Raw genomic sequence first — 10727 nt, forward strand, 5'->3', positions numbered from 1 at the left:
TATTGCTGGTGTTGAAGTAATTGTAGGTTCCAGAAAAGAAGAAAAAGCATTAGACGTAGTTGCAAAAGCAAAAGAAGACTTAGCAGACTATGACTTAAACATGGTTGGAATGGCAAACGAAGACGCTGCAAAAGCAGGAGAGGTATTAATCCTCACAGTTCCTTTAGCTGCTCAAAAACCAACAGTAGAAGGAATCAAAGAATTCTGTACTGATAAAATTGTCATGGACGCAACTGTACCATTAGAAACAGCAATCGGTGGAAAACCATTCAGATTCATTGACCTTATGGAAGGATCTGCTGCAGAAAGAACCGCCTCAATTCTAGAAGGAACCGGTGCAAAAGTCATCTGTGCATTCTGTAACATTTCAAACTCACACCTCTCAAACATTCCAGAAGAAATAGACTGTGACTGCTTGATTGCAGGTGATGACAAAGAAGCAAAAGAAATCGCAGCAGAGATAATTAATAAAATTCCAGGAATTAAAACAATTGATTGTGGAATCCTTGAAAAGGCAAGAATCATTGAAAAAATCACCCCATTGTTAATCGGTTTAAACATTAAATACAAATCCCATTACGGTGGTTTAAGAATTACTGGAATTAAATTTTAAAGATGTTTAGATGAAATTTAGATAGAATAGATTATCTTTCATGGCACGCTCAATATATAAATCTTTCAATATTTTCAGGTATCTATTTTATCTATCTTTCATTTTTTATAAGTTAAATATAGGTGGAAATATGATAATTGTTTTAGCAAAAGCTATTCCAAACGACGAAACTGCAAAAGAAAAAGTTATTGATTTTGCACAAGATTTAATTACTAAATCTAAATTAGAAGATGGAAATGTAGATTACAACTTATTTGAAAATACTGGTGACGGCTCATTGATGTTTGTCGAACAATGGGAATCCAAAGAAATTTTAGGAAAACATTTACAAACTGAACATTTCCTTAATTTCGGCGCTAACATTGATGGATTGCTTTCAGCAGAACTTGAAATAAACGTTTTTGATGCAGATCCTACTGATTTATAAATTTCATTGGTTATTTTTTTAACCAATTTCTTTTTTTTAAATTTTTTAAGTAATACTTTAATATCATTTAAATAGTAAATACTTTTATAAATTAATAAAACAATATTTATAATGTTAATATTTAATTGATAGGAGTAGTAAAATGCATGAATTATCTATGGCTCAGGGTATTATTAATGCAGTTTTAGACACTGCTGAGGCAAATAATGCAACTGAGGTAAATGAGGTTACTGTCGAAGTCGGTAGATTGGCTATGATAAACCCTGAACAATTACAGTTCATTTTAGGTGTTTTAGTGGAAAATACTATTATGGAAGATGCAGAAATAAAATTTGAAGAGATTCCTGCTGAAATTCAATGTTATGATTGTGATTTTAAAGGAGAAGCTATTTTAGATGACAAAGATCATTATGCTCCTATGGTCAAATGTCCTAAGTGCGAAAGCCTTAGCGTAGAAACTTTAAATGGAAAAGATATTGTTGTTAAAAATATTGTTATTGAAAAACCTGATGATTCTTAAATTAATGGAGGAGATAAAATGCACATGATTGCAGACGTAGAAGTGGAAAAGAACATTATGGATGCAAATAAAAAATTAGCCCATAAAAATTTACACAAATTGGAAGATAATGGAATATTCTGTGTTGATTTTGTCGGTGCTATCGGTTCCGGTAAAACAACTTTGATTGAAGAAATTATTGACAATACCGATTACAAAATTGGTGTTTTAGCAGGTGATGTAATCTCCAAATTCGACGCAGGACGTATCGAAAAGCATAATGTTCCTGTTGTGGGATTGAATACTGGTAAGGAATGTCACTTGGATGCACATTTAGTGGGTCACGGACTTGAAGATTTGCCATTGGATGATTTGGATGTTGTCATCATTGAAAATGTAGGTAACCTGATTTGTCCTGTTGACTTTGAATTGGGTTCACATTTAAGAATCGTTGTAGTAAGTGTTACCGAAGGTGATGATACTGTAGAAAAACACCCAATCATTTTCCAAACTTCAGATGTTGTTGTCATTAACAAGGTTGACCTAGCAGATGCAGTTGGAGCGGATGCTGATAAGATGGTGGCAGACGCTCAAAAATTGAATCCAAATGTTAAAGTAATCAAGTCTAGTTTGAAAGAAGGCTGCGGCTTAGATGAGATTATCGCAGCTATTGAAGAAGCTAAAAATAATTAAACAGTTTTAGTTTGGTGGTTTCATGAAAGTATGGATAGATATTTCAAATGCACCTCATGTAAGGTTCTTTAAGGATGTAATTAAATATCTGGAAGCTGAAGGTGAGGATGTAATTGTCACAGCAAGGCAATTTGGAGATATCCATAAGCTGTTGGAAATGTATGATATTGACTTCATATCCGTTGGAAAGCATGGTGTAAGTCTTTATGATAAGTTAAGGGAATCAACTTCAAGAGTTTATAATCTTGTTGATGTTATACATGATGAAAAGGTGGATGTTGCCCTTAGCAAGCATTCTATTGAACTTCCAAGAATCAGTTTCGGTTTAGGAATTCCAAGTTTATACGTTTTAGATAATGAAAAGGCTCTAGCGGCCAATAAATTAACTCTTCCATTATGTGATAGGATTATTGCTCCTACAAGCATTGACTTCTGGCAGCTGATGAAATTTGGAGCGGATCCAAATACTATCATTCCATATGACGGAACCTCTGAATTAATGCATTTCAAAAGCTTTGTATACAATGATAATATATTCAATGATTTGAATCTTGAGTTAAAGCATAAAAAGACCATTTTGATGAGGCCTGAACCTTCCCTTGCATCATATTTGGATGTGGATTGCAGAAAGTCAGTCTTGTCTCCAATCGTTGATGAGCTAAAAAATGTAGCAAACATTTTGGTTCTTCCAAGATTCAAGGAACAGTCAGAAATCTTTGAAGGCATTGAAAACGTTTCAATCCTAAAGCCGCCGGTCGATACATCAAGTATAATTAAAAAATGTGATTTGGTGATTGGTGCTGGAGGAACAATGAACAGAGAAGCTGCAATATTGCAGACTCCGGTAATTTCCTGTTATCCTGGCGAAACATTATCTGTAGACCAGTATTATGTCGATAAAGGTTTGATGTTCCGGTCCAATGATACTGATGAGGTAATCCATAAGGCATTGGAATTCATCGTACATCCTCATGAAAAGATTGAAATCAAAACTGATGACCTGTTCCAGATTATCATTGATAATTTATATGATTTGGCCAAAAATGGAAAATAGTTATATAGTAATAATTTTAAATATTAAATATAACATTTAATTTTAATTTTAATTTTTTTGGGCTGGTAGCTCAGATGGTAGATCGTCGCCTTGGCATGGCGGAGGCCCCGGGTTCAAATCCCGGTCAGTCCATTTTTAAATTTTTGAAATAAAAGATAATTGTGATTATAATATGTTGTTAATTGCTCAAAATCATTTACAATTGATTGTCGAAGTTGGGTTAATGCTATTTGTTACATTAGTGTTTGCTTTGAACTTGATTCCGCTGTCTCTTAGTGTAGTAACTTTCTTATCCTTGTTCTTAATGGGAGGTTTCACACTTCTTTTCGGAGCGGATATCGCACTTCTCGTAATATCTTCAAGTCAAGCTGAATTCACTCACCCATTCGGGCCGATTGCACTTCTAGGTGCTGTAACTGCCCTGGCTTCTCTGAAGGTGATGAAGGAATCGGGAGTGGATATTCGGCCGCTCAGGAGATTTGTAATAATTTTCCTCGCAGGTATTACCGTATTTGGAGGATTGATGCACAGGTCTTTCCTGTTGTTATGGATTTTAGGACTTTTCTTAGGTTACCTGATTATTTCCAAATCATTTAGGGAAAAGTCTGTAATTACATTAAGAAGAGCACTAATGTTGATAGGTGCGGCAGGAATAGGATTTGTCCTTTTGGAAGTTATTGCCCGTGTATCCGGAATGACAATCTTCTCTCCAATGTTGAGGTTAGGTAGGATTGAGCAATATTCATTATCAAGTATTAAAACTGTATTAAATAACATTCAATTAATTGGACACAATGCAAATGCTTCATATTGGGGAGCTGAAGGAACGGCCTTTGCTGAAGGTTATATTACGTTGCCGATGCAGTTGATTTTGTTCTTCGGACTTCCGTTCCCAATGTTTGTAGGTGTATTGGTTAACCAAAAGGATACAATCGATTATATGCTTCCTGGAATCTTCGGATATGGTTTTGACTTTGGAATTCTAGGTTTAATCGGATTGATGGTATTTGTGCTCGGAACAATCATCATCGGATTTAAAGTATTGAATATGTACAGAGAAAAAAGAGAGAAAAACAATAAGAAGTACTTGGGAAGAGAAGTACTGTTAACTGGTGCTTTGGCATCTTTCTGTGCACAGGCATTAATCGGTATGTTTATATTTAACAGGTCCATCAATGGTATGGCATTATTAACGTTCATATTTGTAGGCACATTGATTTTAGCCAATGTGGTTACATTGAAATCAAGATCTTAGGGGAGTCGTATGAAAGCTTTAGTATTACTGGGATGTCCAGAAACTCCATCTCAAACTCCGATGGCGGTTTATGTTTTTAATAAATTAACAAAAATGGGATATGATGTTACAATAGCAGCAAATCCTGCAGCATCTAAATTAGTTAGAATATCTGATCCGGAAGGATTTTACAATCTAAATCTATTGGATTTGGAAAGATGTTTGGGTGACATTAACGAAGGGGATTATGACCTGTTAGTCGGTTTTGTCCACAAGGATGCGGCAGCATCATTTTTCGTAACATTTGACCAGATTCTGCAAACCAAATCATTGGCGCTTGTATTTTCAAGAGATGCTGATGAAGTGGCTGAATTTGTCAGCATGATTGAAGAAAGCGGAAGCAATGCCAAAATTGTTGCGGTAAGAGCTTTCCATAATCCTTCACCAATCAAAGTTAAATTCGACAAAGCAATCAAGGAGTTTGAATAAATGTCATTCTGTTTAGATACTTACCTTCAACAATCTGATAATTATGAGATTCATGCAGCAAGAGCAGGTTTTAAGGACTGCGCTATGATTATAAGGTTTAAAGCTGATGATATTGTCTACATAAAGCCTGGAGATGAAGTCTTAGGTGTTAGAGTTATTGGAATTCCACCAATACCAATAGGATTTGACCATGAAAAGGGGACTGTCTTTTTACCTTACACCAAACCTTGCCATGGGACTTCAGTAGTTGAATTGCCAATTGATGAAGAAGAAATTGAAAAAATCAGAAAATTGGATACCGGTAATAAAAAATGAAATCAACTGTTGTAGGTAGTTTTCCAGCTCATGAAAGCGCCCCATCTAATTTTAAAGATAAATTGTTAAATACTTTTGGCTCATATGACCCTTTCAGCGAAGCCATTAGAACTGCAGTGATAGCCCAGCTTGATGCAGGAGTGGACATAATCTCCGATGGCCAGGTAAGGGGAGATATGGTTTCCATTTTTACCAAGTATATTCCTGGAATGAAAATCGATGATGGAAATACATTCATTGTAGGAAAAATCAGAAATCCAACTCAGGAAATATCAATTAAGGATTTACAATATGCCAAAAAGGTAATGAAAGATTATTACGGTGGTAAAATTCCGCAAGGCAAAGGTGTAAAGGGAATCATCACCGGTCCGAATACTATTGTTCACTCTTCAAGAATCCAATCCTTTTATAAAAATAAGGAAGATGCAATCATTGACCTTGCACATTCCCTAAAGCATGAAGTCGATGCAATAGAAAAGAAAGTTGAGCCGGTCTACATTCAGGTCGATGAACCGTTCCTATCAACTGGAATGGTTGACATGAAAGTGGCTCGTGAAGCCATTGGAATCATCAAGGACGGTCTGGAAGTTCCTTTGGGAATGCATGTCTGCGGCCTTTTGAATGATGCATTTAAGGATTTGGCCACATTTGACATTGACATTTTGGACATGGAATTTGCAGGAAACAATGTTAATCTTGGAGTTTTGGAAGAAAATGCCTATTTGCTTAAGGACAAGAAGGTAGGATTCGGTTGCGTTGATTCATCCGTCAATGTAGTTGATGATGTAGATGATGTTGAAGAGCTGGTAAAGAAAGCTATTGAAATTGTAGGTAAAGATAATTTGCTTTTGGATCCTGATTGCGGCTTGAGAAGGGCTCCTGAAGATGTTGCCTTTGAAAAACTAAGATTAATGAACCAAATCAAAGATAAATATTCCTAGATAACATGAATTTCGGATTTTCATTTGTAGGATTGCTGTTTTTGCTAATGTTGTTTGTCCCTAATATCATTTGGACTAAATTTAAACCTAAGGATTATGAAAAATTCTGCGAAAGGGAGAATAAAACATTACTTTTTTTAGAGAGAATTGGAGAAGTTTTAGTTACTTGTTTAGCGTTATTTACAGCCATTAAATTCAGCTGGTCTTTAATATTGGCTATTGCTTTTATTTTGATGATTATATATGAGATATACTGGTTTAGATATTTCAAAAGCAACCATACTATGGAAGATATGTATAAGAATTTTTTAGGAATTCCACTTCCGGGAGCAACATTGCCTGTTTTAGCATTTCTGCTTTTGGGAATATATGCAAAAAATGTTTTTCTTGTAATATCTGCATTGATATTGGGAATAGGACACATTGGCATCCATCATATGCATAAAAAAGAGTTGACTTAACTTCACTGGAGACAAAATCATGAAAATAATAATATACGGTTCACAATATGGAACAACAAAACAATATGCACAGGAGTTATCTAAAAAGACGGGCATCAAAGCAGAAGAATATGTTAATATTGAAGATATTAATCAATATGGGACAATAATATATATTGGTGCATTATATGCAGGCAGTGTCTTAGGAATGAAAAAAACATTGAATAAAATATCTAATCCATCTAATAAGAAAATCATCATTGCGACAGTAGGATTGGCGGATCCAACTGATGAAGAGAATATAAATAATATTAGAGAAGGAATAAAAAGGCAGCTGTCAGAGGATATTTATAATCAGGCCAGCATCCATTTCTTAAGGGGAGGAATAGATTATTCTCAGCTTAACTTAAAACACAAAACAATGATGGCTTTTGTCCATAAAAGATCAAAACGATTAAAAGAAGAGGAAAAAACTGCAGAAGTAAAAGCCATTCTTGAAACATATGGTAAAAATGTTAACTTCATTGATTTTGATTCCTTGAATCCAATAATCCTTGAAATTAACTAAAATAGACTCATTATTTCTTTTTAGGTTTTAAAACTATATTCCGTAAAAAAATATTTAAATTTAAATACTTTTAAAAACAAGTATTATTTACACAAATTAAGAGTGGTTCAAATGGATATTTTAATATGGATATTTATAGCAGTAATATTCGTTATACTGGAATTAATGACCGGTACTTTCTTTTTGATATGGTTTGGAGTAGGTTCGATTGTTGCAGCCGCTTTAAACTATTTGGGATATGACATTTATGTCCAGTTTGCAGCTTTTGCAATTGTATCTTTGATATTGATATTATCCACAAGGAAATTCGCCGATAGGATAACTCCCGAACCAAGCAAAAAAACTTCTGCAGAACGATTAATTGGAAAACACGGTAAAATCATTCGCAAGCTGGAGGATAAGAATTATATCATTAAAGTCAGCGGAGAAGAATGGTCCGCTTATTCAGATGAGGAAATAGATGTAGAGGATACAGTTGAAATAATTGGAATCGACAGTATTAAATTAGTTATTAAAAAAATAGATTAAGAGGTTTTGAACATGTTATTATACATTTTAATTTTAATTGTTTTGATTTTCATAGGTATAAAGTCTGTTAAAATATTGAGGCCTTATGAAAAAGGTGTTGTGGAAAGATTAGGTAAATATAACCGGACTGTTGAAAGCGGTGTCGCCATTCTGATACCTTTCATCGAAAGGATTGTTAAGGTCGACTTAAGGGAACAGGTCGTTGACGTTCCGCCACAAGAGGTCATTACAAAAGACAATACCGTGGTTGTTGTCGACTGCGTAATCTTTTATGAGGTTGTGGATGCATTCAATGCAACATACAACGTAGTTAATTTCTATCAGGCAATTACTAAATTGGCACAGACCAACTTAAGAAATATCATCGGTGATTTGGAGCTTGACGAAACATTGACCTCCCGTGAGATGATCAATGCAGAGCTTCGTGAAGTGCTAGATGTTGCAACCGACAAGTGGGGAAGTAAGGTTGTCCGTGTAGAGATACAGAAAATTGAACCTCCTCAAGACATTGTCGAAGCAATGAGTAAACAGATGAAGGCCGAAAGATATAAAAGGGCATCCATCCTGGAGGCAGAAGGTTACAAACAGTCTGAAATTAAAAAGTCAGAAGGGGACAAACAGGCAGCAATCCTTGAGGCTGAAGGTAGTGCAGCATCCCTTTTGAAAATTGCAGAGGCTGATAAAAAAGCAGCTATTCTTAGAGCTGAAGGTGAAGCTGCAGCTATTGAAAAGGTGTATAATGCGATTCATGAAGGAAATCCTGATGACGGACTGATTGCAATCAAATATTTGGAATCCCTGGAAAAGATTGCCAACGGCAACGCATCAAAAGTATTCCTGCCTCTTGAATCCAGCGGTGTTTTAGGATCCGTTGCTGGAATTGCAGAACTGTTCAAAGAGGATAAGAAAGAATAGTTTCCTCTTTTTTTATATTTTCTGGGTTGTGGTAATATTAAATCATCTTATGAATGTGGGGCCTGCATTTTAAGGCAAGTCAAGGAAGTAATTGATTTGTCATGCAGTGATGAAAGTCTGAAATTCGAATTGGTTCAGCATTGTATAATGCATATGGCTGAAAACTTCAATAAGGATTCACAACCAAACAAAATTGCGACTGAAGTTAACCAATACATAAAACAGAAAACCAAATGTGCTGACGCTTATTTTAAGCAAAAAGAAATCAGCAATGAGATTGCATTATCGATAATGCCTGAAGTAAAGGACATCTTAAAAGCCAATGATGTCTTGGAAACCTATGTTAAAGTTGCTATTGTGGGCAATATTCTTGATTTTGGAGTTTATAATATAAACACCAACTTTAAAGAGTTAATCAACAATAATCTCAATAAAAAGTTGAGCATAAATGACATTGAAGAATTTGAAAAGGCTTTGAATTGTCATGATGAGGTATTGTACATTGCCGATAATGCCGGTGAAATAGTATTTGACAGGTTATTGATTGAAAAAATCAAGGAATATGATGTTGATGTAGTCGTTGCAGTAATAAGCAGTCCAATTGTCAATGATGCATGCATGAAGGAAGCTGTTGATGCCGGTTTGGATGAATTGGCAGAGATAATTACCATTGGTAGTGATGCCGGTGGAATTGTGGAGGAAATGTTTTCTGAAGATTTCAAAAAGGTCTTTGATGAAAGCAGATTCATAATATCCAAAGGAATGGCAAATTATGAAGGGCTGACTGAAATGGATTTGGATGATAAGGATGTCTTTTCTCTTCTTTGCAGCAAATGCAATCCTATCTCTAAAGATTTAGGGGTGGAAATCGGGTCATTCGTATTAAAAAAATTATGAGTATTTTATAAAATAGAAGTTACATGAAAAATCGATTTTTTCCAAAATAGTTATTGAGGTATTGAAATGGGTGAACTTTCTAAACTGCCAAATATTGGCAAAGTAGTTGAAAAACAATTAAATGATGTGGGAATAAATACAGTGGATGATTTGATTAATCTTGGCAGTAAGGAAGCATGGTTAAAAATTAAAGAAGTCGATGAAACTGCATGTCTAAACAGATTGATGGCTTTGGAAGGGGCTTTACAGAATGTTCGTTGGCATGACTTATCCGAAGAGGATAAGGAAAATTTAAAAGAGTTTTATAATTTGCAAAAATGAATTTTTTTTAAGTTTTGAATATTTCTATTGAAAACATTCGTTCAAACACCACCTATTTTTCTTCTGTTGACAATTTAACTATCTAAAAATTCTTCTTTAAAAAAAAGTTGTGAGGACATCATTTTCATCCTCTAAATAGTGATAGGTTTTCCTCAAAAACCAGCAAATCAAAGACCATATAATCATCTTTTTCAGTGATTTTTGAGGACATGATTTTTTCATTAAAATTTAAGTTGGTTTTACTAACTTAACGATATTCATGCTTAAAGTTTTTGTCATATAGCTTAGACGCATTAAAGTCGCCAGGGTCTAGGACATCTCCCACCACAATCATTGCAGTCTTTGTTATAGTGGCATCTTTAACTTTTTCTGCAATATCTGCAAGGGTTCCTCTAATTATTTGCTGGTCTGGCCAAGTTGCCTTTTTGACAACTGCAATTGGGGTGGTTTCCTCATAACCAACTAGCAGTTCATCAACAACCTTGTCAATCATACCAATTCCCAAGAAGATGCACATTGTTGCATGATGTTTTGAGAAACTAGCTATACTTTCTCCTTCAGGTTTTGGAGTTCTGCCTTCGGGACGTGTGATAATAACACTTTGTGAAATTTCAGGTAAAGTTAATTCAGCTTCCAAAACGCTGGCAGTACCGAATAATGAGCTTACGCCTGGAATAATCTCATATTCAATGTCATGTTTTTTCAATTCACGAATCTGTTCGGCGATTGCTCCATAGATTGAAGGGTCACCGGTATGTACACGGGCAACCAATTTGCCTTCATTGACCGCTTC

16 protein-coding genes and 1 tRNA gene are annotated in these 10727 nt (G+C 35.0%); 16 read left to right on the forward strand and 1 reads right to left on the reverse strand.

The window, feature by feature from the left end; all coding sequences use genetic code 11:
• Position 1 precedes the first annotated feature (1 nt).
• The 16 genes from npdG to ACKI3D_RS04140 all read left to right on the forward strand — a co-directional run bounded on the left by npdG (position 2) and on the right by ACKI3D_RS04140 (position 9934).
• Positions 2-613 (forward strand): NADPH-dependent F420 reductase, encoded by a 612-nt coding sequence (gene npdG / locus ACKI3D_RS04065; protein ID WP_407392479.1) that lies wholly within the window; start codon positions 2-4, stop codon positions 611-613.
• A 130-nt stretch (positions 614-743) separates the two neighbouring features.
• Positions 744-1040, forward strand: a complete 297-nt coding sequence (locus ACKI3D_RS04070; protein ID WP_407392480.1) for a putative quinol monooxygenase — start codon at positions 744-746, stop codon at positions 1038-1040.
• A gap of 142 nt (positions 1041-1182) precedes the next feature.
• On the forward strand, positions 1183-1560 hold the full coding sequence (hypA, locus tag ACKI3D_RS04075) for a hydrogenase maturation nickel metallochaperone HypA (RefSeq protein ID WP_407392481.1): 378 nt from the start codon (positions 1183-1185) through the stop codon (positions 1558-1560).
• An 18-nt stretch (positions 1561-1578) separates the two neighbouring features.
• On the forward strand, positions 1579-2232 hold the full coding sequence (gene hypB, locus ACKI3D_RS04080; protein WP_407392482.1) for a hydrogenase nickel incorporation protein HypB: 654 nt from the start codon (positions 1579-1581) through the stop codon (positions 2230-2232).
• Positions 2233-2254: 22 nt separating this feature from the next.
• On the forward strand, positions 2255-3286 hold the full coding sequence (locus ACKI3D_RS04085) for a DUF354 domain-containing protein (protein ID WP_407392483.1): 1032 nt from the start codon (positions 2255-2257) through the stop codon (positions 3284-3286).
• Between the two features lie 59 nt (positions 3287-3345).
• A tRNA-Ala gene (locus ACKI3D_RS04090) sits at positions 3346-3418 on the forward strand.
• Between the two features lie 40 nt (positions 3419-3458).
• Positions 3459-4541 carry a hypothetical protein gene (locus tag ACKI3D_RS04095; RefSeq protein WP_407392484.1) on the forward strand — a complete coding sequence of 361 codons (1083 nt, stop codon included), beginning with the start codon at positions 3459-3461 and terminating at the stop codon, positions 4539-4541.
• Between the two features lie 9 nt (positions 4542-4550).
• On the forward strand, positions 4551-5009 hold the full coding sequence (locus ACKI3D_RS04100) for a DUF1890 family protein (protein ID WP_407392485.1): 459 nt from the start codon (positions 4551-4553) through the stop codon (positions 5007-5009).
• Entirely contained in the window at positions 5010-5324 is a 315-nt protein-coding gene (locus tag ACKI3D_RS04105; RefSeq protein WP_405269560.1) for a DUF1894 domain-containing protein, read from the forward strand.
• Positions 5321-6265, forward strand: coding sequence for a methionine synthase (locus ACKI3D_RS04110; protein WP_407392486.1), 945 nt, complete (start codon positions 5321-5323; stop codon positions 6263-6265). The genes ACKI3D_RS04105 and ACKI3D_RS04110 overlap by 4 nt, the downstream gene beginning before the upstream one ends.
• 5 nt (positions 6266-6270) lie before the next feature.
• Positions 6271-6726, forward strand: coding sequence for a hypothetical protein (locus tag ACKI3D_RS04115; protein ID WP_407392487.1), 456 nt, complete (start codon positions 6271-6273; stop codon positions 6724-6726).
• A gap of 19 nt (positions 6727-6745) precedes the next feature.
• Positions 6746-7273 (forward strand): flavodoxin domain-containing protein, encoded by a 528-nt coding sequence (locus tag ACKI3D_RS04120; RefSeq protein ID WP_407392488.1) that lies wholly within the window; start codon positions 6746-6748, stop codon positions 7271-7273.
• Between the two features lie 111 nt (positions 7274-7384).
• The gene (locus tag ACKI3D_RS04125) at positions 7385-7801 is read left to right on the forward strand and encodes an NfeD family protein (RefSeq protein WP_407392489.1); all 417 of its coding nucleotides are present in this window, start codon (positions 7385-7387) and stop codon (positions 7799-7801) included.
• Between the two features lie 12 nt (positions 7802-7813).
• Complete coding sequence (locus tag ACKI3D_RS04130; RefSeq protein WP_407392490.1) at positions 7814-8716, forward strand: SPFH domain-containing protein; 903 nt, start codon at positions 7814-7816, stop codon at positions 8714-8716.
• 36 nt (positions 8717-8752) lie between these two features.
• Positions 8753-9613 carry a damage-control phosphatase ARMT1 family protein gene (locus ACKI3D_RS04135; RefSeq protein ID WP_407392493.1) on the forward strand — a complete coding sequence of 287 codons (861 nt, stop codon included), beginning with the start codon at positions 8753-8755 and terminating at the stop codon, positions 9611-9613.
• Between the two features lie 66 nt (positions 9614-9679).
• On the forward strand, positions 9680-9934 hold the full coding sequence (locus ACKI3D_RS04140) for a TfoX/Sxy family protein (RefSeq protein WP_407392491.1): 255 nt from the start codon (positions 9680-9682) through the stop codon (positions 9932-9934).
• Positions 9935-10181: 247 nt separating this feature from the next.
• Here the strand turns inward: ACKI3D_RS04140 and ACKI3D_RS04145 are convergent.
• A partial coding sequence (locus ACKI3D_RS04145) for a cobalt-precorrin-4/precorrin-4 C(11)-methyltransferase (RefSeq protein ID WP_407392492.1) occupies positions 10182-10727 on the reverse strand: 546 nt, incomplete at its 5' end.

This window comes from Methanobrevibacter sp., from assembly GCF_045586545.1.
Taxonomy (GTDB): domain Archaea; phylum Methanobacteriota; class Methanobacteria; order Methanobacteriales; family Methanobacteriaceae; genus Methanocatella.

Bases quoted from the DNA above. Each gene is read 5' to 3' on its own strand.
- ACKI3D_RS04070 (WP_407392480.1), top strand. From the start codon at position 744: ATGATAATTGTTTTAGCAAAAGCTATTCCAAACGACGAAACTGCAAAA.
- hypA (WP_407392481.1), top strand. From the start codon at position 1,183: ATGCATGAATTATCTATGGCTCAGGGTATTATTAATGCAGTTTTAGAC.
- hypB (WP_407392482.1), top strand. From the start codon at position 1,579: ATGCACATGATTGCAGACGTAGAAGTGGAAAAGAACATTATGGATGCA.
- ACKI3D_RS04085 (WP_407392483.1), top strand. From the start codon at position 2,255: ATGAAAGTATGGATAGATATTTCAAATGCACCTCATGTAAGGTTCTTT.
- ACKI3D_RS04095 (WP_407392484.1), top strand. From the start codon at position 3,459: ATGTTGTTAATTGCTCAAAATCATTTACAATTGATTGTCGAAGTTGGG.
- ACKI3D_RS04100 (WP_407392485.1), top strand. From the start codon at position 4,551: ATGAAAGCTTTAGTATTACTGGGATGTCCAGAAACTCCATCTCAAACT.
- ACKI3D_RS04105 (WP_405269560.1), top strand. From the start codon at position 5,010: ATGTCATTCTGTTTAGATACTTACCTTCAACAATCTGATAATTATGAG.
- ACKI3D_RS04110 (WP_407392486.1), top strand. From the start codon at position 5,321: ATGAAATCAACTGTTGTAGGTAGTTTTCCAGCTCATGAAAGCGCCCCA.
- ACKI3D_RS04115 (WP_407392487.1), top strand. From the start codon at position 6,271: ATGAATTTCGGATTTTCATTTGTAGGATTGCTGTTTTTGCTAATGTTG.
- ACKI3D_RS04120 (WP_407392488.1), top strand. From the start codon at position 6,746: ATGAAAATAATAATATACGGTTCACAATATGGAACAACAAAACAATAT.
- ACKI3D_RS04125 (WP_407392489.1), top strand. From the start codon at position 7,385: ATGGATATTTTAATATGGATATTTATAGCAGTAATATTCGTTATACTG.
- ACKI3D_RS04130 (WP_407392490.1), top strand. From the start codon at position 7,814: ATGTTATTATACATTTTAATTTTAATTGTTTTGATTTTCATAGGTATA.
- ACKI3D_RS04140 (WP_407392491.1), top strand. From the start codon at position 9,680: ATGGGTGAACTTTCTAAACTGCCAAATATTGGCAAAGTAGTTGAAAAA.